Source organism: Streptomyces litchfieldiae (assembly GCF_031845365.1).
In the GTDB taxonomy this organism is placed as follows: Bacteria; Actinomycetota; Actinomycetes; order Streptomycetales; family Streptomycetaceae; genus Streptomyces; species Streptomyces litchfieldiae.
Genome location: NZ_JAVREL010000009.1, coordinates 163,085 through 189,564 on the forward strand (window position 1 = coordinate 163,085; position 26,480 = coordinate 189,564).

24 protein-coding genes, 1 pseudogene and 1 riboswitch are annotated in these 26,480 nt (G+C 72.6%); of the genes and pseudogenes, 6 read left to right on the forward strand and 19 right to left on the reverse strand.

The window, feature by feature from the left end; translation table 11 throughout:
• Positions 1-119: 119 nt before the first annotated feature.
• Positions 120-542, forward strand: a complete 423-nt coding sequence (locus RM590_RS17175; RefSeq protein ID WP_311705467.1) for an ATP-binding protein — start codon at positions 120-122, stop codon at positions 540-542.
• 19 nt (positions 543-561) lie between these two features.
• Here RM590_RS17175 and RM590_RS17180 read toward each other — a convergent pair whose 3' ends face one another.
• The 7 genes from RM590_RS17180 to RM590_RS17210 form a co-directional block, all read right to left on the reverse strand.
• Entirely contained in the window at positions 562-2,742 is a 2,181-nt protein-coding gene (locus tag RM590_RS17180) for a 3-hydroxyacyl-CoA dehydrogenase NAD-binding domain-containing protein (RefSeq protein ID WP_311705468.1), read from the reverse strand.
• Between the two features lie 23 nt (positions 2,743-2,765).
• On the reverse strand, positions 2,766-3,980 hold the full coding sequence (locus tag RM590_RS17185; RefSeq protein WP_311705469.1) for an acetyl-CoA C-acetyltransferase: 1,215 nt from the start codon (positions 3,978-3,980) through the stop codon (positions 2,766-2,768).
• A 28-nt stretch (positions 3,981-4,008) separates the two neighbouring features.
• Complete coding sequence (locus RM590_RS17190; RefSeq protein WP_311705576.1) at positions 4,009-5,154, reverse strand: acyl-CoA dehydrogenase family protein; 1,146 nt, start codon at positions 5,152-5,154, stop codon at positions 4,009-4,011.
• A 25-nt stretch (positions 5,155-5,179) separates the two neighbouring features.
• Positions 5,180-6,331 carry a CaiB/BaiF CoA transferase family protein gene (locus RM590_RS17195; RefSeq protein ID WP_311705470.1) on the reverse strand — a complete coding sequence of 384 codons (1,152 nt, stop codon included), beginning with the start codon at positions 6,329-6,331 and terminating at the stop codon, positions 5,180-5,182.
• A 91-nt stretch (positions 6,332-6,422) separates the two neighbouring features.
• Positions 6,423-7,673 carry an ROK family transcriptional regulator gene (locus RM590_RS17200; protein WP_311705471.1) on the reverse strand — a complete coding sequence of 417 codons (1,251 nt, stop codon included), beginning with the start codon at positions 7,671-7,673 and terminating at the stop codon, positions 6,423-6,425.
• A gap of 93 nt (positions 7,674-7,766) precedes the next feature.
• A complete protein-coding gene (locus tag RM590_RS17205) occupies positions 7,767-8,597 on the reverse strand; it encodes an SAM-dependent methyltransferase (RefSeq protein WP_311705472.1) in 831 nt (276 codons plus the stop codon).
• A gap of 59 nt (positions 8,598-8,656) precedes the next feature.
• Positions 8,657-10,759 carry a bifunctional serine/threonine-protein kinase/ABC transporter substrate-binding protein gene (locus tag RM590_RS17210; RefSeq protein WP_311705473.1) on the reverse strand — a complete coding sequence of 701 codons (2,103 nt, stop codon included), beginning with the start codon at positions 10,757-10,759 and terminating at the stop codon, positions 8,657-8,659.
• A gap of 248 nt (positions 10,760-11,007) precedes the next feature.
• Between RM590_RS17210 and RM590_RS17215 the strand changes: the two genes are divergently transcribed.
• Positions 11,008-12,081 carry an aminotransferase class V-fold PLP-dependent enzyme gene (locus RM590_RS17215; RefSeq protein WP_311705474.1) on the forward strand — a complete coding sequence of 358 codons (1,074 nt, stop codon included), beginning with the start codon at positions 11,008-11,010 and terminating at the stop codon, positions 12,079-12,081.
• Here RM590_RS17215 and RM590_RS17220 read toward each other — a convergent pair.
• From RM590_RS17220 to RM590_RS17230, 3 genes are all read right to left on the reverse strand, one after another.
• A complete protein-coding gene (locus tag RM590_RS17220) occupies positions 12,060-12,749 on the reverse strand; it encodes an endonuclease V (protein WP_311705577.1) in 690 nt (229 codons plus the stop codon). The two genes, RM590_RS17215 and RM590_RS17220, sit on opposite strands and share 22 nt — an antisense overlap.
• Entirely contained in the window at positions 12,746-14,191 is a 1,446-nt protein-coding gene (locus tag RM590_RS17225; RefSeq protein WP_311705475.1) for a glycine hydroxymethyltransferase, read from the reverse strand. The genes RM590_RS17220 and RM590_RS17225 overlap by 4 nt, the downstream gene beginning before the upstream one ends.
• Before the next feature lie 22 nt (positions 14,192-14,213).
• A riboswitch (ZMP/ZTP riboswitch) is annotated at positions 14,214-14,303 on the reverse strand.
• An 18-nt stretch (positions 14,304-14,321) separates the two neighbouring features.
• Positions 14,322-15,059, reverse strand: coding sequence for a family 43 glycosylhydrolase (locus tag RM590_RS17230; protein ID WP_311705476.1), 738 nt, complete (start codon positions 15,057-15,059; stop codon positions 14,322-14,324).
• A gap of 686 nt (positions 15,060-15,745) precedes the next feature.
• Here RM590_RS17230 and RM590_RS17235 point away from each other — a divergent pair.
• A complete protein-coding gene (locus RM590_RS17235) occupies positions 15,746-15,964 on the forward strand; it encodes a dodecin (protein WP_311705477.1) in 219 nt (72 codons plus the stop codon).
• A 291-nt stretch (positions 15,965-16,255) separates the two neighbouring features.
• Here the strand turns inward: RM590_RS17235 and RM590_RS17240 are convergent, their stop codons facing one another.
• The 8 genes and pseudogenes from RM590_RS17240 to RM590_RS17275 all read right to left on the reverse strand — a co-directional run bounded on the left by RM590_RS17240 (position 16,256) and on the right by RM590_RS17275 (position 23,602).
• Positions 16,256-17,029, reverse strand: a complete 774-nt coding sequence (locus RM590_RS17240) for an enoyl-CoA hydratase/isomerase family protein (protein WP_311705478.1) — start codon at positions 17,027-17,029, stop codon at positions 16,256-16,258.
• A gap of 7 nt (positions 17,030-17,036) precedes the next feature.
• Complete coding sequence (locus RM590_RS17245; RefSeq protein ID WP_311705479.1) at positions 17,037-18,179, reverse strand: cytochrome P450; 1,143 nt, start codon at positions 18,177-18,179, stop codon at positions 17,037-17,039.
• Between the two features lie 268 nt (positions 18,180-18,447).
• Positions 18,448-19,833 (reverse strand): annotated as a pseudogene (locus RM590_RS17250) (cytochrome P450).
• A gap of 8 nt (positions 19,834-19,841) precedes the next feature.
• Positions 19,842-20,432 carry a GTP-binding protein gene (locus RM590_RS17255; RefSeq protein ID WP_311705480.1) on the reverse strand — a complete coding sequence of 197 codons (591 nt, stop codon included), beginning with the start codon at positions 20,430-20,432 and terminating at the stop codon, positions 19,842-19,844.
• Positions 20,407-20,778, reverse strand: coding sequence for a DUF742 domain-containing protein (locus tag RM590_RS17260; protein ID WP_311705481.1), 372 nt, complete (start codon positions 20,776-20,778; stop codon positions 20,407-20,409). The genes RM590_RS17255 and RM590_RS17260 overlap by 26 nt, the downstream gene beginning before the upstream one ends.
• On the reverse strand, positions 20,775-21,176 hold the full coding sequence (locus RM590_RS17265; RefSeq protein ID WP_311705482.1) for a roadblock/LC7 domain-containing protein: 402 nt from the start codon (positions 21,174-21,176) through the stop codon (positions 20,775-20,777). Before RM590_RS17265 ends, RM590_RS17260 begins: the two co-directional genes overlap by 4 nt.
• Complete coding sequence (locus RM590_RS17270; RefSeq protein WP_311705483.1) at positions 21,173-22,288, reverse strand: ATP-binding protein; 1,116 nt, start codon at positions 22,286-22,288, stop codon at positions 21,173-21,175. The genes RM590_RS17265 and RM590_RS17270 overlap by 4 nt, the downstream gene beginning before the upstream one ends.
• 417 nt (positions 22,289-22,705) lie before the next feature.
• The gene (locus RM590_RS17275) at positions 22,706-23,602 is read right to left on the reverse strand and encodes a carbohydrate kinase family protein (RefSeq protein ID WP_311705484.1); all 897 of its coding nucleotides are present in this window, start codon (positions 23,600-23,602) and stop codon (positions 22,706-22,708) included.
• Positions 23,603-23,761: 159 nt separating this feature from the next.
• Between RM590_RS17275 and RM590_RS17280 the strand changes: the two genes are divergently transcribed.
• Positions 23,762-23,992, forward strand: coding sequence for a hypothetical protein (locus RM590_RS17280; RefSeq protein ID WP_311705485.1), 231 nt, complete (start codon positions 23,762-23,764; stop codon positions 23,990-23,992).
• A complete protein-coding gene (locus RM590_RS17285) occupies positions 23,992-25,044 on the forward strand; it encodes a serine hydrolase domain-containing protein (protein WP_311705486.1) in 1,053 nt (350 codons plus the stop codon). Before RM590_RS17280 ends, RM590_RS17285 begins: the two co-directional genes overlap by 1 nt.
• A gap of 35 nt (positions 25,045-25,079) precedes the next feature.
• Here RM590_RS17285 and RM590_RS17290 read toward each other — a convergent pair whose 3' ends face one another.
• Positions 25,080-25,883 carry a class I SAM-dependent methyltransferase gene (locus RM590_RS17290; protein ID WP_311705487.1) on the reverse strand — a complete coding sequence of 268 codons (804 nt, stop codon included), beginning with the start codon at positions 25,881-25,883 and terminating at the stop codon, positions 25,080-25,082.
• A 176-nt stretch (positions 25,884-26,059) separates the two neighbouring features.
• On the opposite strand from RM590_RS17290, the gene RM590_RS17295 reads away from it, so the two are divergent.
• Entirely contained in the window at positions 26,060-26,470 is a 411-nt protein-coding gene (locus RM590_RS17295) for a hypothetical protein (RefSeq protein WP_311705488.1), read from the forward strand.
• Positions 26,471-26,480: the final 10 nt, after the last annotated feature.

A 26,480-nucleotide genomic window follows, 5' to 3' on the forward strand; every position in this document is an offset into this window, starting at 1 on the left:
GATATGAACTCCCCACGCGCAGTCTGAATTGCTTGCGTATCACCGGGAGTTCAGGGCAGGGTGCGGTAGGTGACACAGTGCACCCACGCCATAACATCCCGTGGAGCCACGGAGGGACCATGACGCTCACCGGCCAGGAAGCACGCGCCCAGCGCCTCCTGTTCAGTTGGCTGCTGACGGCGCGCCGGGAGGATCTGGCGCACTTCCGGCGCCTGGCCAAGCTGGCCACCCGGGAGTGGGCGCAGCCGTCCGATGTCACCGAGGTCGTGCTGCACGGCGTCACGGAGCTGCTGTCCAACGTGGCCCGACACGTGGAGGACCCGCGCTGCACGCTGGAGCTGGCCCTGATCGGCCGGAGCGTCCAGGTCACGGTGCACGACCGGTCCTCCGCGTTGCCGAAGATCACGCTGCCGGGCTGGACGGCCGAGGAGGGCCGCGGGCTGTGGCTGCTGCGGGAGATGGCCGACGACCTCGGCTACGCGCTCACCGAGAGCGGCAAGCAGGTGTGGGTGCGGGTGAGCGGGGAGCGGCCGGACGCGTAGAGCCCGACCGCCCGCCCGATCAGTCGGTGAATGTGGCACCCCGTTCCGCCGTGGTCACCAGCAGGGCGGGCGGCTCGAAGCGGTCGCCGTAGCGGTCCCGCAGCTCGCGGGCGCGCGCGGTGAAGCCGGCCGGGCCGCCCGCGTAACCGTTGACGTACTGGAGCACTCCCCCGGTCCAGCCCGGGAAGCCGATGCCCAGCAGCGAGCCGACGTTGGCGTCGGCGACCGAGGTGAGCACGCCGTCCTCGAGCAGTTGGACGGCGTCCAGCGCCTCGGCGAACAGCAGCCGTTCCTGGATGTCGGCGAACGGCACGGTCACGCCGGGGCGCGCGAAGTGCGTGCGCAGCCCGGGCCACAGGCCGCCGCGCCGGCCGTCCTCGTACTCGTAGAAGCCGGCGCCCGCGCCGCGGCCGGACCGCCGGAACTCGTTCAGCATCCGGTCCAGCACCGCCTCGGCCGGGCCCGGCTCCCAGGTCTCGCCCTCGGCCTCGGCCGCGGCGGCCACCTCGTCCCAGATCTTCCGGGGCAGCGTGAGCGACAGTTCGTCCAGCAGGGCCAGCGCGGGCGTGGGGTATCCGGCCTGCCGGGCGGCCTGTTCGAGCGAGACGGGGTCGACGCCCTCGGCGAGCATGATCAGGGCTTCCTTCAGGAAGCGTCCGATCACGTGCGAGGTGAAGAAACCGCGGGAATCGTTGACGACGATCGGGGTCTTGCCGAGCCGCCGGACCAGATCGATGGCGCGGGCCAGCGCCTCGGGACCGGTGTCCGCGCCCTTGACGATCTCGACCAGCGTCCTTCTGTCGGCGGGCCAGAAGAAGTGCAGCCCGATGAAGTCCCGCCGCCGCTGGACCGCTTCGGCGAGCTGGCCGATGGGGAGCGTGGAGGTGTTGGTGCACAGCAGCGCGTCGGGCGCCACCACGGCCTGGACCTCCTGGAACACCTTCTGCTTGAGCCCCGGGTCCTCGAACACCGCCTCGATGACCACATCGCAGCCGGCGAGGTCGGCAACCTCGGCGGTGGGCGTGATCCGGGCCAGCACCGCGTCGCGTTCCGCCCCGGTGGTGCGGCCGGCCGCCACGGCCGAGGCCAGCAGGTCCGCCGAGTACACCTTGCCGCGCGCCGCCGCCTCCGGCGTCACGTCCTTGAGCACGACGTCCAGGCCGGCACTCGCGCACACGTAGGCGATGCCCGCGCCCATCAGGCCGGCGCCCAGGACGGCGACCCGGGCGGCCGGGTGCTCGCCCACGTCCTTCGGGCGCGCGGCACCGGAGTTGACCGCTTTGAGGTCGAAGAAGAACGCCTGGATCATGTTCTTGGCGGTCTGTCCGACCACAAGCTCGGTGAAGTAGCGGGCCTCGATAATCTCCGCCGTCTCGAAGCCGACCTGGGCGCCCTCGACGGCCGCGGCCAGGATGTTGCGCGGCGCCGGGTAGGGCGCGCCGCCGGTCCGTTTGGCCAGGGTCGCGGGCAGCGCGGGCAGCACGGCCATGAGCGCCGGGCCGGCGGGGGTGCCGCCGGGGATGCGGTGGCCGGAAACGTCCCAGGGCTGCCGGGCGTCGGGGTGGGCGGCGATGAACGCCCGGGCCCGGGCAAGCAGGGCGTCGGGAGTGTCCACCACCTCGTGGACCAGACCCAGCTCCCGGGCGGCGGCCGGCCGGTGGCGGCGCCCCTCGAGGAGCACCCGGCTCAGCGCGTCGACGATGCCGAGCAGCCGTACCGTGCGCACCACGCCGCCGCCGCCCGGCAGCAGGCCGAGGGTGACCTCGGGCAGCCCGAACCGGATGTCGGGCCGGTCCAGGGCCACGCGGTGGTGGCAGGCGAGGGCGATCTCCAGGCCGCCGCCGAGCGCGCTTCCGTTCAGCGCGGCGACGACCGGCCGGCCCAGGGTCTCGATGCGGCGCAGCGCCCGTTTGACGCGCATGCCGGTGTCGAAGACGCGCTGGGCGTCCTCCGGTCCGGCGGCGAGCAGGTCGTGCAGGTCGCCGCCGGCGAAGAACGTCTTCTTGGCGGAGGTGACGATGACGCCGGTGAGGGTGTCGCGTTCGGCCTCCAGGCGGTCGGCGGCGGCGGTCAGGGCGTCGATGAACGCGGCGTTCATCGTGTTGTGGGACTGGCCGGGGTCGTCGAGGGTGAGGGTGACGATGTCGTCGGCGCCCCGGTGCCAGCGGATCGGACCGGACGGCGGCGTGGACTCAGGCATGGTCGGTGTACTCCAGGAGGGGTTCAGACGCGCTCGATCACGGTGGCGATGCCCATGCCGCCGCCGACGCACAGGGTGGCGAGGCCGTAGCGCAGGTCGCGGCGTTCCAGTTCGTCGACGAGAGTGCCCAGGATCATCGCGCCGGTGGCGCCCAGCGGGTGGCCCATGGCGATGGCGCCGCCGTTGACGTTCACCTTCGCCAGATCCAGGTCCATCTCGCGCACGAAACGGAGCACCACGGCGGCGAACGCCTCGTTGATCTCGACCAGATCGATGTCGTCGATGGTCAGCCCGGCCTTGGCCAGCGCCTTGCGGGTCGCCGGGGCGGGGCCGGTGAGCATGATGGTGGGCTCGGAACCGACGACGGCGGCCGAGACGATCCGGGCGCGGGGCGTGAGGCCATAGCTCTCGCCGACGGCCGCGCTGCCGACCGCGACCAGCGCCGCGCCGTCCACGATGCCGGAGGAGTTCCCGGCGTGATGGACGTGGTCGATCCGCTCGACCCAGTGGTACTTCTGGAGCGCGACGGCGTCGAACCCGCCCTGCTCGCCGATCGCGGCGAACGAGGGCTTGAGCCTCGCCAGGGAGTCCGCGGTGGTGCCCGGCCGCAGGTGCTCGTCGTGGTCCAGCACCACCAGCCCGGCACGGTCGGTGACGGGCACCACGGAACGGCCGAACCGGCCCTCCTTCCAGGCGCGGGCGGCGCGTTCCTGGGAGAGGGCGGCGTACTCGTCGACATCCCGGCGGCCGTAGCCGTCCAGCGTGGCGATGAGGTCGGCGCCGACCCCCTGGGGAACGAACCCCACCTGCGCGTTCGTCATCGGATCCATCGCCCAGGCGCCGCCGTCGGAGCCGATGGGGACGCGGGACATGGACTCCACGCCGCCCGCCAGGATCAAGTCGTCCCAGCCCGAACGGACCTTGGCCGCCGCGATGTTGACGGCTTCCAGGCCGGAGGCGCAGAAGCGGTTCTCCTGAACGCCGGCCACGGTGTCGGGCAGGCCCGCGGCGATGGCGGCGATCTTGGCGATGTCGGACCCCTGGTCGCCGTGCGGGCTGACCACGCCGAGCACGATGTCGTCGATGGCGGCGGGATCCAGCGTCGGCAGCCGGCGGCGCAGTTCGTGGATGAGGCCGACGACGAGGTCGATGGGCTTGGTGCCGTGCAGCGCGCCGTCGGCCTTGCCCCGCCCGCGCGGGGTGCGGATCGCCTCGTACACATAGGCTTCTGGACTCACGGTGTCTCCTGGTTCTCGGACCCTCGTCTCAGTCCGTGAGGAACGACCGGCCGATGATCTCCTTCATGATCTCGGTCGTGCCGCCGTAGATGGTCTGGATCCGTCCGTCGGTGAAGGCGCGGGCGACCGGATACTCCGTCATGTACCCATAGCCGCCGTGCAGTTGCAGGCAGCGGTCGGCCACCCGTTTCTGGAGCTCGGTGGCCCACCACTTGGCCATCGACGCGTGCTCGGTGTCCAGCCCGCCCGCGGCGTGGTCGGCGATGCACCGGTCGACGAAGGCGCGGGTGACGGCGCATTCGGTGGCCATCTCCGCGATCTCGAAGCGGACGTGCTGGAGCTTGGCCAGCGGGCGGCCGAACGCCTCGCGCTCCTTGACGTAGCGCGCGGTGATGTCCAGCAGGTGCTCGGCCGCCGCGATCGCGCCGACGGCGATGGTCAGCCGCTCCTGCGGCAGATGGTCCATCAGATGACCGAACCCGCCGTGCAGCCGCCCCAGCAGGTTCTCCTTCGGCACCCGGGCGTCGTCGAAGAACAACTCGGCGGTGTCCTGCGCCTTCTGGCCGATCTTGTCGAGGTTCCGCCCGCGTTCGAAGCCGGGCGTGCCGCGCTCGACGACCAGCAGGCTCAGGCCCCGGGCGCCGCCCTCGGGGGTGGTGCGGGCGACCACGACCACCAGGTCGGCCAGGATGCCGTTGGAGATGAACGTCTTGGCGCCGTTGAGCAGCCAGTGGTCGCCCGCGTCGGTGGCGGTGGTGCGGATGCCCTGGAGGTCGGATCCGGCGCCCGGCTCGGTCATGGCGATGGCCGAGATCAACTCGCCGGAGCAGAACCCGGGCAGCCAGCGCCGTTTCTGCGCGGGGGTGGCCAGCGAGGTGAGATAGGGGCCGATCACGTCGTTGTGCAGCGTGACCGCGAACCCGCGGGCGCCCGCGCGCGCGAACTCCTCGCCCAGGACGGCGCTGTAGCGGTAGTCGGCCGCTCCCCCGCCGCCGTACCCCTCCTCGACCGCGAGGCCGAGCAGCCCCTGCCGGCCGGCCGCCAGCCAGGCGTCGCGGGAGACGATGCCGTCGCGCTCCCAGCGTTCGTAGTGCGGCGCCGCCTCCTTGGCCAGGAACGTGCGCACCGTTTCGCGGAACGCCTCGTGGTCCAGGGTGAAGATCTGCCGCTTCATCCGCTTCATCGCGTCTCCTCCGTCTTCACGAGTCGCCCGTGACGAGTCGTCGTGCGTGGTCGGCCGGCAGGTCCCAGTCGCGGGCGATCGCGGCGGCGTCCGCGCCCGGGATAGCCGGCCCGCGGCGGATCGCCGCCGGGGTGGCCGAGAAGCGCGGCGCGGGCGCCGGCTGGGTGACGCCGCCGTGCTCGGCGAAGGTGCGGCGGGCGGCCAGGTGCGGGTGCCGGGGCGCCTCGCGCAGCGAGAGAACCGGGGCCACGCAGGCGTCCGAACCGGCGAAGACCTCCGTCCACTCGGCGCGGGTGCGGCCGGCGAAGCGCCGGGCGAAGATCTCCCGCAGCGCGGGCCAGTTGGCCGGGTCGTCGCGGTCGGGTGCGGTGTCCTCGACGCCCAGCAGCCGGACGAACTCGGCGTAGAAACGCGGCTCCAGCGCGCCCACCGCCATATGGTCGCCATCGGCCGTGCCGTACACGGCGTAGTAGGGGCAGCCGCCGTCCAGCAGGTTGGCCGCGCGGCGGTCCCGCCAGGCGCCGGCGGCGAGCAGGCCGTGGATCATCGTGCCGAGGTGGGCGGCGCCGTCCACGATGGCGGCGTCGACGACCTGACCGCGGCCCGTGGCGCGGGCGTGGTGCAGGGCGGCGAGCACGCCGACGACCAGGTAGAGCGAGCCGCCGGCGTAGTCGCCCAGCAGATTGGCGGGCGCCACGGGCGGCCCCTCGGCCGGGCCGGTCATGCCGAGGACGCCGGAGATCGCCAGATAGCCGATGTCGTGTCCGGCGCGGTCGGCGAGCGGCCCGTCCTGGCCCCAACCGGTCATGCGCGCGTAGACGAGCCGGGGGTTGCGCTCGTGGCAGGGCCCGGGGCCGACGCCGAGGCGTTCGGCGACGCCGGGCCGGAACCCCTCGATGAACACGTCCGCGCGGGCGGCCAGTTCGAGCACCAGCCCGGCCGCGTCCGGGGACTTGAGGTCGAGCAGCAGCGATCGTTTGTTCCGGTTGGTGAGGTCACCGGCCGGATCGGTCGCCGGCCAGGACCCGCCGGGCCGGTCCACCCGGACGACGTCGGCGCCCAGGTCGCCCAGGAGCATCGCGGCGAACGGGCCGGGGCCGAGGCCGGCCAGCTCCACCACGCGCACGCCGGCCAGCGGGCCGTCGCCCGGCTCCGTCGCTGTCGTCATCAGGCCCCCAGGCGCGTCGCGGCAGTGCGGTGACAGGGGCGAGATTAAGAACACGTTCCACTTTTTACAAGTCCGCCTGGCCGGGCCCGGGTCAGCGGGGCGACGCGCCCGCCGCCGCCTCCGGGCATCCGCCGCGCGCCAGGAAGTCGGCCAGCGGCAGCGTGGCGGCGCCGACGGTGACCGCGTCGGGGCCCAGCCGCCCCAGCTCGATGGTGGTCCGGCCGGCCGGGTGCCGCAAGGCGTAGGCGTCGGCCGCCTCCCGCACGGCGGGCAGCAGGTGAGGGCCGAGGAGCAGGCCGGCCCAGCCGCCCAGCACGATCTTCTCGGGGTTGAAGAGGTTCACCAGGTCGGCGATGCCCGCGCCAAGGTATTCGGCGGTCTCCTCCAGCAGCCGCACGCCCCGCTCGTCCGCCGCCTGCGCCGCGGCCAGCAGCGCGGCCAGCGCCGCCTCCTGACCGGCGCCGGCCACCTCGCCCCCGGCCTCCGCCCAGCGCTCCAGCAGCGCGCCCGCGCCGACGTACGCCTCCAGGCAGCCGCGCGCGCCGCAGCGGCAGCGCCGGCCGCCGACCCGCAGCGTGGTGTGGCCCCACTCGCCGGCCGCGCTGTCCGCGCCGCCGTACGGCACCCCGCCGGTCACGATGCAGGCGCCGACGCCGGAGCCGAGCAGCGCTATGACGGCGTCCCGCGAGCCGCGCCCGGCGCCGAACCACATCTCGGCCTGCCCGAACGTCCGGGCGCCGTTGCCGACGAGGAACGGCACCCGCGCCGGGAGATCCACCGCCGACCGCAGCAGCGCCTCCAGCGGAACGGCGTCCCAGCCGATCGTCTGGCCGTGCACGATCGCGCCCGCGCCGCCGGGCGCGCCCCGTTCCACGATGCCGGGCACCCCCACGCCCACCCCGAGCAGCCGGTCGGGGCCGGTGTCCGCGGCCTCCAGGACGGCGGCGACGCCCGCCCCGATGTGCCGCACGACCAGCTCGACGTCGTGCCCCTCGTCCGGCAACAGGTGCTCGGCGCGCGTCAGTTCGCGGAGGGCCACGTCGAACAGCTCGACCCGGACCCGGGTCTCGCCGACATCGACGCCGATCAGCCGCCCGCAGTCGGGGTCGACGCGCAGGAGGGTGCGCGGCCGGCCGCCGTCGGACTCCACGGAGCCGGCCTCGCACAGCAGCCCGTCGGCGAGCAGATCGGCCGTGACGTTGCTGACGGTGCCGGAACTCAGGCCGGTGGCCAGCCCCAGCTCATGCCGGCTCAGCGGACCGTGAAAGTACAGATGCCGCAGCAGCGCCGCGCGGTTGGCGCGCCTGAGGTCGCGGACGGTCTGTCTCTTCGTCTCAGCCATGTGAACCTCCGCGAGCAACCTACCGGGCGCCCAACCCCGCCGTGATCACCTTGGATTCCGGTGCGGGACCGCCCGCCGCGGTGACCGGGCCGGTCACACCTTCCGGGCCACGCCGCCGAAGTCGTCGCCCGCGTACGGCGGGCCCGAGTCGTGCAGGTCGGGACGCCACAGGCCGGTGGACCCCACGCCGGGCTCCAGGAGCTCGAGTCCGGTGAAGAGCCCGGAGATTTCCGCCTGGGTCCGCAGCACGATCCGGGGCGAGCCGCCGCCCGCGTTCCACTGCCGCACGCCCTCCTCCATCCGTTCGCCGCGCAGGGCGTTACTGGGGTGGGACAGCACGAGGTGGCTGCCGGGCGCCAGCGCCTGGAGCAGCCGGGCCACGGTCGCGTACGCCTCGCCGTCCTCCTCGACGAACTGCATGACGCCCAGCATCATCAGCGCGACCGGGCGGGAGAGGTCCAGCGTCCGCGCGGCCCTCGCCAGGATGGCGTCGGTGTCGCGCACATCGGCGTCGAGGTAGTCGGTGGCGCCCTCGGCCGTGCTGGTCAGCAGGGCCCGGGCGTGGGCCAGCACCAGCGGGTCGTTGTCCACGTAGACGATCCTGCACTCCGGGGCCAGCCGCTGGGCGATCTCATGGGTGTTGTCGACGGTGGGCAGCCCGGTGCCGATGTCCAGGAACTGGCGGATGCCCGCCGTGCCGACCAGGTACCGGACGGCGCGGCAGAGGAAGTACCGGTTGGCGCGGGCGTTTTCGACGATCTCCGGGAAGTGCGCGAGGATCCGCTCGCCCATGACGCGGTCGGCCTCGTAGTAGTCCTTGCCTCCCAGCCAGAAGTTCCAGATGCGCGCCGAATGCGGCACCGACGTGTCGATCACCGGCCCCCCGGACCGCTGCGGCGGCGGTGCGGCGTCCTCGGTCACCATGCTCCTACGAGTCTCATGAGTAGGTGTCATCTCCCGTCGTACACCCAGGCGTTGGCGATTCAGGTGCCGGGGGACGGGACGGGCCCGCGGAACCGGAACTCGCCCGACTCCGCCTCGTACAGATAGGCCATCGGGCCTTCGCCGGCGTAGTGCCCCGCCGCGTCGAACGCCAACTCCCGGGCCACACCGTGGTACCGGGCGCCCCGCAGCCGGGACAGCAGCCCGGCACGGGTCAGCCGGGCGCCCTCCTCGGCCGCGCCCCGCATGGCGTCCACGAGCATGCGGGCGGCGTCGTACCCCTCGGCCGCGTACGGCCCGGGCGCGGAGCCGAACCGCTCCCGGTGCACGGACACAAAGCCCTGGCCGGCCTCTTCGCCACCCGGGTCGGTGTAGGTCGCGACGAAGAGCCAGCCCTCCGCCGCGTCCCCCGCCTCCCGCAGGAAGACCGGGCCCAGCGCCTCCTGGGTGGCCAGGCCCCGGCCCGTGAAGCCCGCCTCGCGCAGCGCGCGGGCGAGCCGCCCCGCGCCCCGGGCGAAGCCGCAGTAGACGACCACGTCGATGTCCGCGTCCGCGAACTCGGCGGCGACGGGCGTGAAGTCCTCGGTGCCGACGGGCACAACGCGCGGCAGCAGCTCGATCCGGGCACGGTCGATCGCGCCGCTCACGGCGCGCGTCGTCAGGGAGCTGTAGGTGTCGGCGGCGCGGTCGTCGATCAGGCCCACACGGTGGGCGCCGAGGCCGTCCGTCACATAGCCGGGAATGACGAGGCCGGTGTAACCGACGTCGGGCCGGGCGTGCAGCAGCGTGCCGTACTCCTCCCGGGAGCCGAAGCTGCCGACGGACAGGGCGAGCAGCGGCACCCCGGCCTCGGCGTAGATGTCCGCGGCCACCCCCGCGACCTCGTCGCCGGTGGGCCCGATCACGGCCAGCACCGAGCGGTCGGCGGCCAGTTGCCGGGCGGCGGCGACGGCGAGGTCCGGATCGCCGCGGTCGTCCACCGGGAGGAGCCGCAACGCGAACGGCAGTCGGCCGAGCTTGTTCAGCTCCTCGACGGCCATGGTGACGCCGCGCTCCTGGCCGCGCCCGAAGTGCGCGCGGCTGCCGGTGAGGTCGGTGTGCAGGCCGATGGCGTAGCCGGCGTCGGCCGGCGCGGTGGCGCCGCCCCGCCGGGCGTCCAGGAACTCCCGGCCGGCCAGCACCCCGACGACGCCCACCGCGGTGGCCGCGCCGAGGACCAGAACGCCCCGGCGGCGCACCAGGGTTGGCTCCGGGGGCGCGGCGCGGGGGGCGGGCGCGGGCGGCGGCCGTTCGGGATGGGGCTCGGGCAGCGGGGCGGCGACGCGGGCCGCGACGCGGCGGGCGACCGGGTCCGGGAGCCGGCCGTCGGCGGCGGGCAGGTCGAGTTCGGCGCGCAGGTCGGCGGCGGTGGGCCGCGGCACCGGGTCCCGGTGCAGGCACGCCTGGACGACCTCCAGCAGGCTGCGCGGCACATCGGCCAGGTCGGGCGGCTCGGTCAGGGCGCGCAGCAGCAGCTCCTGGTCGGTGCCGCGGCCGAACGGCGGGCGGCCGGTGACGGCGTGGGCCAGGACGCAGCCGAGGGCGAACACGTCGTCGGCCGGCCCCGGGGAGAGGGCGACGCCGCGGGCCTGTTCCGGCGACAGGTAGCCGGGCTGGCCGGTCCGGGTGCCGCTGCCGCCGAACCCGGTCAGCACCGGGCCGTCCGGCATCAGCAGCACATGCCCGGGCCGGACGTCGCGGTGCGCGAGCCCGGCGTCGTGGACGGCACCGAGCGCCTCGGCCAGCCGGGCGCCGAGGAGCCGCGTCGCGCGCGGCGGCAGCGGGCCATGGGCGGCCAGTACCTCGGGCAGCGGCGGGCCGGGGACATAGGGGTGGGCCGCCCAGGTCGTGGTACCGGCGGTGTCGGCGGCCAGAACGGTGGCCAAACCGCGCGCGGTCACGTGCCGGGCGGCGGCGACATCGCGTTCGAAACGGGCGCGGAAGCCCGGGGCCCGGGAGTGCTGAGGGTCGATCACCTTGAGGGCGGTCGGGGTGCCGCCGAGCGAAGTGGCCAGGTAGACCAGGCCCGTTCGGCCCCGGGCCAGCCTGCGCAGTAGCCGGTAGCCGCCGATGCGGCGGGGGTCGGTCGGTTCGAGCGGTTTCACCGGGGCGGGCTCCCGGGGCGTCGCGCGTGCGTGTCCTGCACGGACCTGCGGTACCGCACCGTTCCCTCCCGGTCCCTCGGGGGCACCTCCCGGACGGCCGCCGGGTGACCCACGCACGTGCCGGTGCCGTGCCGGGAAGGATGCGGGAAACGGGCCGACGGCGTTCGCGTGGACCCGCCCGCCACCCGGACGGCGTGATGTCAGACTGTAGCGAAGCCGTGGCGCTCCGCGCTACCCGAGGAGTTCTCGTGGACCCACTGTCGCCGGACGAATACGCACCGCGAACCACCTATCTCAACACCGCCGCGCACGGGCTGCTGCCGGCCCGTTCCGTCGCCGCGCTGCGGGAGGCGGTCGCGGGGATGGGCGACGGCCGGGTGGACACGGAGAGCTACTTCGCGGCGGTCACCGCGGCGCGCGCGGCGTTCGGGCGGCTGACCGGGGTGCCCGCCGAGCGCGTGGCGGTCGGCGCGACGGTCGCCGCGCACACCGCGCTGGTGGCGGCCTCGCTCCCGCCCGGCTCCGAAGTCCTCTTCGCGGAAAACGAGTTCAGCTCGCTGGTCACGCCGTTCGCGCAGCGCGGGACGCTGGTGACGCGGGCGGTGCCGCTGACGGAGCTGGCGGGCGAGGTGCGGCCGAGAACGGCGCTGGTGGCGGTCTCCGCGACGCAGTCGCTGGACGGGCGGGACGCCGATCTGCCGGCGATCGCGAAGGCGGCGCGGCGGCACGGGGCGCGGACGCTGGTGGATCTCACACAGGCGGCCGGCTGGTCGGCGGTGTCGGCGGCGGACTTCGACTTCACGGTGTGCGCGGCGTACAAGTGGCTGCTGTGCCCGCGCGGCACGTCGTTCCTGACCGTGCCCCCGGACGGCGGCGGGCTGCGCGCGCTGCACGCCGGCTGGGTGGCGGGCGAGGAGCCGTGGAACAGCACCTATGGGCCGGTGGCGGTGCTCGCGGCCGGCGCGCGGCGGTTCGACGAGAGCCCGGCGTTCCTGTCGTGGGTGGCCGCCGCGCGGTCGCTGTCCCTGGTGGCGGAGCTGGGCCGGGCGCGGATCGCCGCGCACGATCTGGAACTGGCCCGTCGATTCCGGGCGGGGCTGGCCGAGTTGGGGCTGACGCCGGTGCCCGGCGGCTCGCCGGTGGTGGCGGTGCCGGGGCTGGGCGGGGCCGCGGCGGCGCTGGAGGCGGCCGGGGTGCGGATGGCGGCGCGCGGCGGCAATCTGCGCGCCTCGTTCCACCTCTACAACTCGGCCGCCGATGTGGACCGCGCGCTGACGGTGCTGGCGGACGCGGGTCGGGGTCAGGCTGCGCTCAGCGCCTGACGGCAGAGCCGGTCCGCCTGCCGGGTGGTCTCCGGCAGCCGGTAGTGCGTGGCGAGGTCCAGCGCGTGGGCGCAGGCGCCGTCCAGCGTGACGCGGTGGCCCGGGGAGACGAACACCGGCTTGACGCCGTCGCGGGTGCGCAGGGCGCGGCCCACCTCGGTGTCGCCGTCGAGGAGCGGGGTGAACGCGCCGCGGTGGGGCGCGGGCGGCTGGTGGCGGAAGGTGAACGGATTCTTGGCGACGCCGATCGTGGGCAGGCCGGTGAGCACCCCGAGGTGGCTGGCGAGGCCGAAGCGGCGCGGGTGGGCGATGCCGTACCCGTCGCACACGACGAGGTCGGGGGTGCGCCGCAGTCGGCCCAGGGCGTCGAGCACGGCGGGCAGTTCGCGGAAGGCCAGCAGTCCGGGCACATAGGGGAAGGCCACCGGGCCCACCGCCGTGGCCCGGTCGACGACCTCCAGCGTGACGGCGTCCAGGGCGACGGCGGCGGCCGCGACGAGATCACGGCCGTCGTCGTACGCCACGTCGACGCCGGCCACCGTGCCGGGCGCCCCGGGCGCGGGCCCGGAACCGTCCAGCACGGTGTGCCGGCGCAGGCCGAGCTGGATCGCCTCGGCCTCCGCCGCGGTGGCGGGGGTGGTGTGCGGGTGGCGCAGCGGGAGGCTCAGGTGAGATCGATCTCCCCGTAGAGCGGGTGCTTGGCGAGCAGGTCCGCGGCGCGCCCGGCGACCTGCTTGGCGATCCCGTCCTCCAGCACATGGGTGGCCTTGGAGGGCTGGCCGCTCTTGGTGGTGCCCGGCGTGGTGCGGGACAGCACGGTGTCGATCAGCTCGGCGACCTCGTCCATCTCGGCGGTGCCCAGGCCGCGCGTGGTCAGCGCGGGGGTGCCGATGCGGATGCCGGAGGTGTACCAGGCGCCGTTGGGGTCCTGGGGGATGGCGTTGCGGTTGGTGACGATGCCGGACTCCAGGAGCGCCGCCTCGGCCTGGCGGCCGGTGAGGCCGTAGCCGGAGACGTCGATCAGCGCGAGGTGGTTGTCCGTGCCGCCGGTGACCAGGCGGGCGCCGCGGCGCAGCAGGCCCTCGGCCAGGGCGCGGGAGTTGTCCACGATGCGCTGGGCGTAGTCGCGGAAGCTCGGCTGCCGGGCCTCGGCGAGGGCGACGGCCTTGGCCGCCATCACGTGCGGGAGGGGGCCGCCGAGCACCATCGGGCAGCCGCGGTCGACCTGGTCGGCGAGCGAGTCGTCGCACAGCACCATGCCGCCGCGCGGGCCGCGCAGGGACTTGTGGGTGGTGGTGGTGACGATCTGGGCGTGCGGGACGGGGTCGAAGTCGCCGGTGAGGACCTTGCCGGCGACGAGGCCCGCGAAGTGGGCCATGTCCACCATGAGGGTGGCGCCGACCTCGTCGGCGATCTCGCGCATGACGCGGAAGTTCACCAGGCGGGGGTAGGCGGAGTAGCCGGCGATGAGGATCAGCGGGCGGAACTCCCGGGCGGCGGCGCGCACGGCGTCGTAGTCCACGAGGCCGGTCTCGGGGTTGGTGCCGTAGCTGCGCTGGTGGAACATCTTGCCGGAGATGTTGGGCCGGAAGCCGTGCGTGAGGTGACCGCCGGCGTCCAGGGACATGCCGAGCATGCGCTGGCCGCCCAGGTCGCGGCGGAGGGCGGCCCAGTCCTCCTCGGTGAGGTCGTTGACCTGGCGGACGCCCGCGCGCTGCAGGGCCGGGGACTCCACGCGGGCGGCGAGGACCGCCCAGAAGGCCACGAGGTTGGCGTCGATGCCGGAGTGCGGCTGAACGTAGGCGTGGCGGGCGCCGAACAGCTCGCGGGCGTGCTCGGCGGCCACGGACTCGACGGTGTCGACGTTGCGGCAGCCCGCGTAGAAGCGGCGGCCGATGGTGCCCTCGGCGTACTTGTCGCTGAGCCAGTTCCCCATGGCGAGGAGCACGGCCGGCGAGGCGTAGTTCTCACTGGCGATGAGCTTGAGGGACGCGCGCTGATCCTCGATCTCGGCTCCGATGGCGTCGGCGACGCGCGGCTCGATGCCGCGGATCACCTCCAGACCGCTGCGAAAGGCGGTCGACTCGGTCGTGCGGGCGGATTCGCTCACAGGGGCCTCCTTGACGTGACGTCGCGACGGCCCAGGCGCACGGCTCTGTCGCTCGACAGGGCCGCTCCCCGATGGTTCATCCCATCCAGACGCGCCAGTCACGGCCCCGTGCGAGGGTAGCATCGCCAGGTCAGTCGCCACCGTCCAGATCGGTCCGGCGGCGCCCGAGGTCGAAACGGTCGCCGGCGTCGTGGAGTTCGTAGAGCTTGGCGCGGGTGGCCGGGGAGCCGAACGGGCGGTGCACCACGAGCAGCAGGGTGCCGTCGAACGCGCGGAACGGCATGCCGTGCCCGGCGTTGTCACCGACCAGCACCGGCGCGAGTTCCCAGGGGCCGGCCAGCCGGCCGGAGACGGACCGGGCCTGGGTCTGCACATACCCCTGCGTGCCGGCCAGGCCGAGATAGGTGGACCACAGCATCAGCAGTTCGCCCGTCCGGCTGCGGAAGAGCTCGGGGCCGTCGGTGACGTACGGGGGCAGCGCGCGGTCGTCGGCGGTGATGCGCTCCCCCAGCCAGGGGGCGTAAGACGCCTTGAACAGGTGCAGCGGCTCGCCCTCGGAACGGCTCAGGTCGGGGCTGAGGCGAACGGCCTCCATGGTGCCGTCGAGGCGCTGGATCCACTCGTGCGCGTAGACGAGCCAGGGCACCCCGTCCTCGACCCAGAGCGTGCCGTCCAGCGCCATGAACGCGTCCGGGGTCTGGGGGCGTTCGGCGTCCAGCAGCCGGAAGGGGCCGTAGGGCGAGTCGGCGACCGCGACGGCGGTGCCGCGCCGGTAGGTGGTGATCAGCACTTCCGGGGGCTCGGCCAGCGTCTGCGCCTCGTCGTGCAGGGTGACGAAGAGGTACCACTTCCCGGCGTGGGCGTGCACCTCGGGCGCTGGGGCCTGCCTTTCGGATCTCCGCGGGCTCGCGACGCCAGCTACGGCCACTCGCTGCTCCCCCAGCTAACGCTGGGAGGTGCCCCCAGCCGAATCGCGCGAGTACGGCCGGGTATGAGCTGCGATCCGGCGCCTTGCGATTGACCGCATCTGACGCCGCTCCCTGATCCACGGAGACCCGAAAGGCAGACCCATCCCCCATCCGTCGCCCAGTTGTCACCGGGCACCGTGAACACCGAGTAGGGCCCCTGCCAGGAGACCAGGTCCCGGCTGCGGTACATCACGGTGCCGGTGCCGGGGATGCCGGTGTTGTCCGCCAGGTTGCGGACGTAGAGGTGGTAGGTGCGGTTGGGCCGGTGGGCCGTGATCCAGGGGTCGTGCGCCCAGATCTCGTTGAGCCGCAGTCCCTTCGGCGGGGCCGCTCCCCCGGCTCCCCCGGCGGCGTCTGCGGGGCCGGCCGCCAGCGGGACGACGGCGGCCCCGGCCGCGCCGATCAACGCTCGTCTTCCGATCGGTGCCATGGTGACCGCCACCCCTTGAATCGTTAAAACACCGGCGCGCGAACGGTGCCACCGCGATCAGCCGGCGGTCAATCCCCGTGCGCGCGTTCGCGGAACGCGCCGCCCTGGGACACGGTGGTAGGTGGACACACACGCCCCGTACTCCGGGAGGCCAGCATGAGCGAGCACATCTACCGGGTGACCGAGATCGTCGGTTCCTCGAAGGAGGGTGTGGACGACGCGATCCGCAACGCCATCGCCAGGGCCGCGCGGACGCTGCGCCAGCTCGACTGGTTCGAGGTGACCGAGGTGCGCGGCCACATCGAGAACGGCGCCGTGGAGCACTACCAGGTGGGCCTGAAGGTCGGCTTCCGGCTGGAGGACGAGGAGAGCTGAGCCGCGCCGGGAGCCGGCGCGGCACCCCCCGCCCCGGACTCCGCTCCCGCTGTTCGCGCGCCGTCTAGGGCCTGTATCGAGTTCCCGGTCGGATCAGCCCGCGGCGTCAGACGCGGTGCCCCCCCAGGCCCTTGGGGGCCTGGGAGGTACCCCCAGCAAGGCACCGGATCGCAGCTCATACCCGGCCGTATTCGCGCGATTCGGCTGGGGGCACCTCCCAGACGGAGTCTGGGGGAGCGGCGAGGTGCCGTGACTGGCGTCGCGGGCCCGGGCGGGAACTCGATACAGGCCCTAGATCTCGTGGCGCGTGCGGTTGCGGGCGGCGAGGGCGGCGGCGAGGAGCTCCCCCTCCACGATCGAGGCGTCGGCGAGCCGGGAGGCCGCCGCGTAGGAGTTCAGCAGGGCCTTGGTCACACGCAGCGCGACCGGGGAACGCCGGACCAGAGGGCCGGTCCACTCCCGGATGACCTGGTCCAGCTCGTGCTCGGGAGCGATCCGGTGCAGCACCGCCAGGTCGCGGGCCGTCACCGCGTCGAAGCTCGTGCCCAGCAGCAGCAGTTCGCGGATGCGGGCCGCGCCGGCCTCCTGGAGGAGCCGGGCCACCGCGCCGCCCCAGGCCATGGGGATGCCCACCGCGAGCTCCGGCATGCGGAAGCGGCTGGTGTCGGAGCCCACCCGCAGGTCGCAGAAGAGGGCGAGGGCCAGCCCGGCGCCGACCACCCGGCCGTGCAGCCGGGCGACGGTGACCAGGTCGGCGGTGGCCAGGGCATCGCAGACTTGGCGGGCCTTGGCGCCGAGCGTGGCGATCCCCGCGCCGGCCGGGTCCTCGGCCAGGAGGGCGTCGTATTCGCGGAGATCTCCGCCCAGGCAGAAGTCCTCGCCCGCGCCGGAGAGCACGAGTACGCGGATATCGGTGTCGTCACGGGCCGCGCCGAGCACCGTCAGGAGTTCATTGAGAACGTCCTGGGTGATGGCGTTTCCGGACTCCGGCACATTGAAGCGGACATGCAAAACATGGCCGTCCTGGCCGACCGCGAGCGTCTTGAATTCCCGATAGAGCGCCATCCCGGCGTCAGTCTTCCACGACGTGCAGGGCGGACAGGCGCCGGAAGGCCACCCGGGGCTCCCAGACCGGCGGCTGACTGAGCCGCAGCCGGGGGAAGCGCCTGAGCAGGCTCTCGAGCAGCACCTGGCCCTCCAGGCGGGCGAGTCCGGCCCCGATGCAGTAGTGAACCCCACCGCCGAACGCGAGGTGGCTGAGGCTCGGGGAGGACCGGCGGATGTCGAAGACGTCCGCGTCGGGGACGCGTGAGGGGTCGTGGTTGGCGGAGGCGATCAGCGCGTGGACGATCTCGTCACGCTTGATCAGGACCCCGCCGAGCATCGTGTCCTCGCCGGCGACGCGCGTGGTGACGTGCACCGGCGCGTCGTAGCGCAGGACCTCCTCGACGGCCTCGGGCACACGGTGCGGGTTCTCGCGCAACCAGTCCCGCTGGTCCGGGTGCTGATCGAAGATCAGCACCAGGTTCGACAGCAGGGTGGAGGTGGTCTCCAGGGCCGCCCCGGTGATGAACATCGCGAGGTAGTACACCGATTCGTCGGCCACCTCGCGGTCCGGCTCCAGCAGATCCCAGGCCCTGATCCAGCCGGAGAGGACATCGTCCCCCAGATTGGCCCGGCGGTCGCGAACGAGACCGGTGAAGTAATGCCGCATGCCGCGCATTCCGGCGTTGGCGGACACCAATTGGCTGGGCGAGGGCAGGAGTTCCTGCGCGTAGAGATGCGCGTGGCTGTAGGAGCGGACGGTGGCGTAATCCGCCTCGGGAATTCCCAGCCAGTGCCCCATGGCGGCAATGGTGAGTTCCTCGCTCACCACGGCCGAGAAGTCAGCCTCACCGTCGCGGAGTTTCTCGGCGAGATCGTCGAGAAGGCGATCGACGATGCGGGTCAGCGGGCCGCGCAGCCGGTGCAGGGTCTTTCTGTCGAAGATGTTCCCGACGGACCTGCGGTGCCGGGTGTGCTCCGGGGGATTGAGCCCTTGGAGCACATGCCCCAACTCCTCCGAAGAGGGGGAGGTCCAGCGGCTGCCGGCCTCCTGACGTGCGCGCCAGTCGCTGTCGAGCGCCAACCAGGTTTTGCCGCGCAGCACCTGGTCGCAGACGTCGAACGTGGTCAGGAGATGCGCGCCCCAGGGTGCTGGAACGACATCTCCCATGGACCGGAGTTCCTCATAAATCGGATAGGGATCTGCCTGTCCTCGCGACGCGCGTAGACGCGATATCAGGGAGACGATGGAACGTGGATTGATCGCCGTAACGCCTTCAGCAAGTTCCACGAAATACTCCTCTTAGGCCCGCCATGGGAGGCCACATAACTGTGCGTCACCCGGGTGGGGCTCAGCAGTTGACGTGACCTCCGGCACCTTTACCCCCATACACTGATTTTCATACATATGCCAGGCGGATATGCGTCAGTCGTGTGCGTCACACCCGCCACCAGTTGAGGAACGAGCTCCACCAACGGCCCCGCTCGGGCCGGCCCTGACCACGGGACGAGGTGGCGTTCTCCGCGGGACGGCCGGTCGCCGCACCGGTGTCCGGGGTGACCGGACGCTGCAGCGGCGTGAAGCGGCCGGGCAGCGCGACCAGGGCGCGGTGGAAGACGCCGGGCCGCCACTCCAGGCTCTCCACGGGGACGGCCAGTTCGACGTCCGGCACCTGGTTGAGCAGGCGCTCGATGGCCACCGTGGCGATCAGCGAGGCGGACTCCTTGACCGGGCAGGCGTGCGGACCCGCACCCCAGGCGAGGTGTGCGCGCTTGCTGAGCATCTGCCGCGACTGGGAGAGCACGGGGTCGGTGTTGGCTGCCGCGAAGCTGATCAGCACCGGCGAGTAGGCGGGGAGCTGCACCCCGCCCAGATCGGTGTCCCGCACCGGGAAGTGCGTGGCGTAGTTGGCGATGGGCGGCGAGTTCCACAGGACCTCGTTGAGCGCGTCCTCGACCAGCAGGCCGCCGCCGTACAGGCCGCCGAAGAACCGCTCGTCGGAGAGGATCAGGAGCAGGCCGTTGGCGATGAGGTTGCGCTCGGGTTCTATGCCGGCGCCGAGGAGGATGGTGATCTGGTGGAGCACCTCCACGTCCGACAGCTTCGCCGGGTGCTCCATCAGCCAGGAGGTGATGTCGTCACCGGGCTTGGCGCGCTTCTGCGCCACAAGCTGCATCAGGCACTCGGCCAGCTCCTGGTTCGCCGCCTCGGCGTCGATGCCGTCGAAGATGCCGGTGAACCCGTGGATCAGCCGGTCGCCGATCTCCGCCGAGCAGCCGAACAGCTCGTTGAAGACGAGGAACGCCAGCGGCTTGGCGTAGTCGCCGAGCAGGTCGACGGTGCCCTTGTACTTGAACTAGTCGACCAGGTACGCGGATACGCGCTCGACGTGGCGGCTCACCCGGTAGGCGTCCAGCCGGGCCAGACTGTCGGCCACTGCCTGACGGAGCCTCAGATGCTCGGCACCGTCGGCGAACAGGACGTTCGGCCGGTAGCCCATCATGCCGAGCACGGGGCTGTCCGGCGGCACGGTGCCCTCCTCCAGGGCCCGCCAGCGGCGGGAGTCCCGGGTGAACGCGTCGGGGTTCTGCAGCACTTGCAGGGCCGCGGCGTAGTCGGTCACGAGGGTGGCGTCCACGCCGGGCGCCAGCTCGACGGGAGCGGCCGGGCCCTGGGCGCGCAACGCCTCGTAGTACGCCTGGGGGTTGGCCGAGAACTCAGGTCCGTACAAGGGGACTCGGACGGTGACGTCCTGGGGCGGACGGCCGCCTTGATGAGCGGGGCAACCGGGGGGTGGCGTCCCGAAGTCAGAGTGAGAGTCCATGGTTGCTCCTATCGGGTGCGACTCTGCAAATAGCGGACGAGGGACACCAGCGCCTTGGCCGATGACTTCTCGTCCCGCGCGTCGCATGTGATGACGGGCGTTTCGGGAAGCAGATCCAGCGCTTCCCGCAGCTCCGCCTCGGAATGGGTCGGGCTGCCGTCGAAATTGTTGACGGCGATGGCGTACGGAATGCCGTACTTTTCGACCAGGTCCATGATGGCGAAGGATTCCTTCAGCCGCTGGGGATCGACCAGCACAAGGGCTCCGAGGGCCCCTCGGCTCATGTCTTCCCAGACCTGGACGAAGCGCTGCTGTCCCGGAGTGCCGAACAGGTAGAGCACCAGCCGGTCGTTGAGCGTGAGGCGCCCGAAGTCCATCGCCACGGTGGTGGTGGTCTTGCCTCGGACACCCTTCAGGTCGTCGATGTCCACGCCGGCCTGCGTCATCCTTTCCTCGGTGCGCAGCGGAGGAATCTCGGAGAGCGTGCCGATGAACGTCGTCTTGCCGACCGCGAAATGGCCCACAACCAGGATCTTGGCCGCGATCTGCACATTGTCGTGCAGGTGCCGCGCGTCACCCGAAACGGGCTTGGAGACCATCCAGCACCTCCTGAAGGACCTGAATGTCGGTGAGCTGAGCCCGCGGCACGGGTGCCCGGGTGTGGATGAACCCCGCATCCGCGAGATCGGACAGCAGTACCTTGACAATGCCTACCGGCAGCCGGAGGTGACCGGCGATCTCGGCAACCGAGAGATATCCGCCCTCGCAGAGATCCACAAGCCCGCGCTTCTCCGGGTCAAGTCGGTCCTTGTGCGGGTGTTCGGCGGCCGTGATCAGCGTGACCAGCTCGAATCTGTCGCCGTCTGCGATTTCGCGGCCGTTGGTGATGACATACGGTCGCACTAATTCGACAGACTCGGCGGGCTGCTCATCAGGTGCACTCATGCCTGGATACCCGTGTTCTCACGAGGTGGAGTGGTCAGTGCCTTGCCGAGCTGGGCGACAAGCTGCTGCATGCGGAACGTGATGTCCGCCATGTCGACGTTCGGGGAGGCCGAGACGGCCAGGTACGCGCCCTCGCCGGCGGAGATGAGGAAGACCCAGCCGCCGTCGAATTCGACGACGGTCTGCCGCCACTGCATCGCGATGCCGCCGCTGAAGCCGGCGACCGTGCGGCTGAGGGACTGCATCCCGCTCATCGCGGCGGCGACGGTGTCCGCGTGGTCCTTGTCGACGTCCTTGGAGCGGGCCATGAGCAGGCCGTCGGCGGAGACCAGAATCGCGTGCCGCGCCCCCGGGACCTCCAGCGCGCTCTCAAGCATCCACGAGAGTTCGGTGTTCACTGGACCTCATACCCTTCCCTGCTCGGATCGGCGGTGCGGCCGGACTGCGTGCCGCGCTGGAAAGCGCCCATGATGGAGGCGGTTTCCTCGCTCGACCGCGCGGGTGCGCCACCGGCGGCCTGGCCGGCCTCCGGCACTATGGCGATCGCACCTCTCCGCCGGCGCTTGGGCAGGCCGCCGGCCGTCGTCACGTCCTCCGGGGACTCCTGCTGGGCGGGCACCTCGGCCGCGGGCGGGTTCTGCGGTTCGGGCATGCTGGTGAGCAGCTCCTGGGGAAGGAGGACCACGGCGCGCACACCCCCGTAGGGGGACGCCGAGTCCACGGACACGCTGAATCCGTAGCGGGCGGCGAGCACGCCGATGACGGCGAAGCCGAACTGCGGCGGGTTGCCCAGCTCGGTGACGCTGACCGGGTGCTCACCCGACAGCAGCCGCGCGGCCCGGCTCTTCTCCTCCTCGTTCATGCCGACGCCGGCGTCGTCGATGACGACGCAGACGCCCTTGGGAACCGTCCGGATGTTGATGTCGATCGTGGTCTCGGGCGACGAGTAACTGGTCGCGTTGTCCAGGAGCTCCGCGAGCACCAGCGCGACCGGTTCGACGACCTGGCTGATGACGGCGAAATTGGTCTGCGACCGGATCTCCACGCGCGTGAAGTGCCGGATACGGCCCTTGGCGCTGCGGGCCACGTCATACACCGAGGCAACGGTCCGCTGGCGGCCCAGCCATCCATCGCACAGCACGGCCACGGACTGCGCCCGCCGGCCGAACTGCGAGTTCATGTGGTCGATTTCCAGGAGGTCCTGGAGGTACTCCTGGTCCCCGTACTTCTCCTGGATCTTCGAAATGGCCAACTGTTGTTCATTGGCCAGGCCCTGGAGCGTCCGCATAGCGGACTTCAGGGCAGTCTTGGTGCCTTCCTCGGCGCGGAGCCGAGCATCCTCGACCGCCTCGGAAAAGTTGCTTTCAAGCTCAAAGTGGCGCGCTTCCAGTTCGGCTTTCTCTGCGCGCAGCTTTGCAGTTGCTTTGCGTCCTCGGTAAATGACGGATGCGGCAAGGGGAGTACCAACGATCAGACCCCAGAGCGCTGGATCCTGTAGGTATTGGGTCATAAGATTCTCTTCAAGCTAGACCGCCAGGTACAAAAAGTGAGGGGGTCGTGGTCGTGAATCCGACTTCCCCCGTGCGGATCCGCCCTACCAGTCGACCTGACACGACGATGGGTCCCGTTCAGCCTGGGAGGAAGCCGTCGGCCGTACTTCGCGGGGCACATGCCCGCCAGCCTGCCGCCGCGCCTCCCTATGCCCTATTGACGGCATAATGCTCCTCAGGGGGTGAAACCCTCTCGGCTGATTATCGGTTGACCCTTCTGCCTTACGCGCCCTCAGCTCGTTTGGCAAGCCCGGTGATCGTATCATCAGAGCGCAGGGCGACAACCGTCCCCCCGAGTCCCTTACCGGATCTGACGCGCGCTCACCGGGCTTCTGTTTCCAAGCCGTTAAGCCCATCTCAAGTTCCACACACGGCGGTCACATGCCTGTGAGCTCCGCCCTGTAGGGCGGATCGGCGCCGACCCGAGTACACGTGACCGCCGCCACTTCGGCACAACGCGCGAGCACGGCCGCCAGCGCCTCCCGGCCGGCCGGCGGGCCGCCGTTTTCCGCGATGGCGTCCAGCAGGGTGGCCTGGAAGGTGTCCCCCGCGCCGACCGTGTCCACCACGTCGACGACCGGCGCGGCCACCCGCACCTCGTCCTCCGCCGTGACCGCGAACGCGCCTTCGGCGCCCAGGGTCACCACGACCAGGCGCGGCCCGGCGGCCAGCAACGCGCGGGCGGCGACGGCCGGTTCACGGTCCGGGAAGAGCCAGGCCAGGTCCTCGTCGCTGGCCTTCACCACGTCCACGGCGCCGGCCAGCCGGAGGCACACCTCGCGGTAGGCGTCCCGGTCGGGCTGCACCGCGGGGCGCACATTGAGGTCGGCGGCGACGGTCCTGCCGCGCGCCCGTTCCCTTCGGCAAAGATCGAGCACCCGGGACGCGCCCGGCTCGATCACCACGGCCAGCGATCCGGTGTGCAGCACGGTGGTGTCCTCGGGCACCGGCAGCTCCAGCGGCGCCCAGTCCGCGAGGAAGTCATAGGTGGCGGCGCCGTCCGCGCCGAGGTAGGCGAGGGCCACGATGGTGCGCGCCGAGTCGGCCGGGACCCGGCGCACCTCCACCCCGGTGGTCACCAGGTGGTCGTTCACCAGCGCCCCCGGCGGGTCGTCGCCCCAGGCGGTCAGCAGCGTGACAGGCCGCTCCAGCCGGTGCAGTCCCACCGCGACATTGGCCGGGCTGCCGCCGGGCACCGCGCTCAACTCCCGGGCGCCGGTACGCCACAGGAGGTCGACCAGCGCCTCGCCGACCACCGTCACGCGCGTTCCCACGAACCATCTCCTTCCGGGCGGGCCGCACCGGCGCGGCCCCGCGGCAGGCGTTCATCCTGGGCGGAAGCGGCATTCGACAGCAAGGCGGGGTCCGATTCATACGCTTTTCGCGTCAACCTAGGTTGACATCGGCGGCCAGCGTCAATCAAGGTTGACGCCATGGGTGATGTGGATCTCTCCCCGATCACCGGGGAAGCCGACCCGCTCGCGGCGCTGCGCGCCGCCGCCGGCCTGCGCCAGCGGCTGGAGCGGGAGGAGGCGGTGCTGGTGCGCCGCGCGCGCAACGGCGGCGCGAGCTGGGCGGACATCGCCGGCGCGCTCGGCGTGACCAAGCAGGCGGTGCACAAGAAGTACGGCGGCCGGCGGCTGCTCGGACGCAAGGAGGACTGATGACCATGACGACGGACACGGAACTGGACGCCCAGGTGGGCGAGATCGCGCGACGCCTGACCGACGGGCGGCGCGGCGCGGTCGTCGTCGGTGCGGTGCGGGACGACGCCTGCGAGTTCGCCGGCGCCGATCCAGGCACGGTCTTCGAGATCGGCTCGGTCAGCAAGACGTTCACGGCGCTGGCGCTGGCCCGGCTCGCCGTGCGCGGCGGCGTCTCCCTCGACCAGCCGCTGAGCGAACTGCTGCCGCCCGGCACGGCCGTCCCGGAGCGCGGCGGCCGGCGCATAGAGCTGGGCCAACTGGCCTGCCACACCTCGGGGTTGCCCCGGCTGCCAGCCGGCATGATGCCGCGTTCCCTGATTCCCCCGCCCGACCCGTACGCCGACTGCACGCCGGAGTCGCTGCTGGCCGGCCTGGCCCGCACGCGCCTGCGCTCGGTGCCGGGTCGCCGCTACCACTACTCCAATCTCGGGGCCGGGCTGCTCGGACTCGCCCTGGCCCGGCACACGGGCCGCGACTACGACGCGCTGATCCGGTCCGAGATCTGCGAGCCGCTGGGCCTGGCCGACACCCGGGTGGTGCTGGACGACGACCGCACCGAACGGCTCGCCCAGGGCCACTCCCGCACCGGCCGACCCCGGCCGCGCTGGCGGATGGGCGCCCTCGCCGGCGCCGGCGGGCTGCACTCCACCGCGCCCGATCTGCTGAAGTTCGCCCTGGCCCAACTGGGCGACGCGCCGGGCTCGTTGACCCAGGCCATCGCCCTCACCCACGAGACGTCCCATCGCGTCGGCCACGCCATGGCCGTGCACCCCGGCTGGATCGGCCTGCGCCTCAAGGCGCGGGACGGCGGTCACCACGTCCTCTTCCACAACGGCGGAACGGGCGGCTACCGGTCGTTCCTCGCCGTGGCCCCCGAGCGCCAGGCCGCGGTCGTCGTGCTCAGCGCCACGGCCCGCTCGGTCGACCGCGCCGGGCTGGAGCTGCTCGTCCGGCTGATCCGCTCCGCCCCGCCGGACGAACACACGCGCCCGGTCCGGATCTCCGGCTGACCCGGCCCGCCCCGCCCGGGAGCGCACCCGGCCGGTCAGGCCCGGGCGGTGGTGAGCACGTGCCCGCTCACGCCCAGCAGCGCCGGCTCGGTCTCCACCTCGCGCAGCGCGTCCAGGACCACGGCGCGCTGCTCCGGGTCGTCGAGCCGTTCCCGCATGCCGCCCGTCAGCCACGCCGCGCCCTCCAGGCCGTGAGGCACCGGGCGGGACAGCCCGGCGTCGGCGAACTCCCCCGGGATCTCGGCCGGATCGTGGAAGTACGCGACGGTGAAGAGGTCGGTGCTGCTGTCCTGATGGCCCGTCCGCAGCACCTTCATGGTGTGCTCCCGGCGATGCGCCTCGAAGAAGAAACCCTTGAGCAGGCCGTCGTGGAGCACGGCCCAGCGGTTGATCGTGGCCGCGGCGACCAGGCCGCCGGGCCGCACAACCCGGCGCGCCTCGGCCAGCGCCCGGACGCGGTCGGCCCGTGCCGGCAGGTGGTAGAGCGGCCCGAGCACCAGCACCACGTCGAACGAGTCGTCGTCCTCGGGGAGTTGGCGGGCATCGCCCTCCCGCGCCGGGATTCCCTTCGCCCGCGCCTGCCGGACGTGCAGCGGTACCGGGTCGAGGAGTTCGACGTCGTACCCATCCGCCCGCAGCCACGCCGCGTGCCGTCCGCTGGCCCCGCCGACGTCCAGCACCCGGGCGGGCGGCGCGGGCAGGGCCCGGCGCAGCACGTCCTGGGTGCGCCAGAACTCCAGCCGGGAATCAGCCTCGTTGCCGGCCACCGGGGCCAGGCGGGCGTCCTCGCGGCCCTGTTCGTAGTAGGCCAGCACATGCGGGTCGAGTGAGGGCGGCATGCCGCGATGCTGCCGGTCACCGGCGACGCGCGGCAACGTGTTTTTCCGACCGTGCCGCTGCGACCGGGAGGATCCCACGCGCGGCGGCCATTACCTCGCGCGTCATCGACGACCGGCCCGTGGCGAGGCGAGGGTGGGGGCAGCCAGGACCCGTCCTTTCGAGGAGCTGATGACCGATGTCCGCACTCGCCTTCACCACCACGCCCACCACGCCCGTGCTCCGGCTGCGTCGCTGGCTGGCGCTCGACGCCGTCATCACGGGCGGCAACGCGCTGGCGTACCTCGCCGCCGCCGGCCCGGTCGGCCGGCTGCTCGGCCTGGACACCGCGCTGATCGCCGGGGTCGGGGCGTTCCTGCTGCTGTTCGCGGCCGGCGTCGGCTGGCTGGCGAGCCGGCCGGAGCCCCCGGTGACCGCCGTGCGGTGCGTCATCGAGGCGAACGCCGCCTGGGCGGTGGCCGGCCTGGCCGGCGTGGTCCTGTGGCTGGGCCCCAGCACGGCCGGTGCCGTGTGGATCCCCGCGCAGGCCCTGGTGGTGGCCGCCCTCGCCGCGGCCCAGTACGCGGCGCTGCGGGCCGTGCCGCGCTGATCGCCGCCCG